Below are 763 nucleotides of genomic sequence, written 5' to 3'. Positions count from 1 at the left end.
GGATAGAGAAGGCGCCGGCTTCATCGAAGCCCAGCATGGGCCCGCCGCCTGCCGTCACCACGCCGCTGACGAGGCCGCTGCATCGCAACCCGTCGACGACCTCGCGCTCCGTGGCATTCGCGGCGACGCCGGCCAGCGCCATGGCCTCGCGCCGGTTCATGAAGACCAGCGAAAGCTCCTTCAGCACCGGTAGCAACCGCACCACCTTGGCCGGCGAAATGGCAATCGCGAAAACCGGCTTGCCCGCAGCGAGCGCGACCAGCCGTTCCAGCGCCGAAGAGGGCAGATTGGCGTCGCACAGGATCGCGTCGGCGGCGGCGATCACCTCCCGCACCTTGGAGCGCCTGATCTGCTTGGGAAACGCCAGGTCGTAGAGCGCCATGTCGGCAAAGCCGACGATCAACTCGCCCTCGCTGTCGATCAGTGCCGTGTAGCTCGGCGTCGTGCGGTCGAGGAAGACCGCCGACAGGTCGGTAATGCCTGCCCCGGCAATGGCTCGCGAAACGGTGTCGGCAGCGGGATCGCCGCCGCGAACCGACATCAGCGACGCGGAGACGCCGCGCCGCACGGCACTGCGCAAGGCGTTGAAGACGCCGCCGCCGACATCCTCGCGCATTGTGCCCGGATTGGAGGCGGCGGGCACGTAGGCGCCGGACACCTGGCCGCGCCGGTCGATATGGGCGCCGCCTACGGCCAGTATTTTCGCGGATTTCAGCATGCCGGCGATATGACCTTTGTTATTCCAGCCGCACAAGCGCTAGGC

The 763-nt window shown here is 67.6% G+C and carries 1 protein-coding gene; it reads right to left on the bottom strand.

The window, feature by feature from the left end:
* Positions 1–718: carbohydrate kinase family protein (locus EN884_RS37610; protein ID WP_128361211.1), on the bottom strand; the 718-nt coding region annotated here is incomplete at its 3' end.
* Positions 719–763: the final 45 nt, after the last annotated feature.

The sequence above is a fragment of the Mesorhizobium sp. M7A.F.Ca.AU.001.01.1.1 genome (genome assembly GCF_004022735.1).
Lineage (GTDB): Bacteria > Pseudomonadota > Alphaproteobacteria > Rhizobiales > Rhizobiaceae > Mesorhizobium > Mesorhizobium ciceri.
The sequence above is the reverse complement of the archived record's forward strand: the minus strand, read 5'-3'. Positions and strand labels throughout refer to the sequence as shown.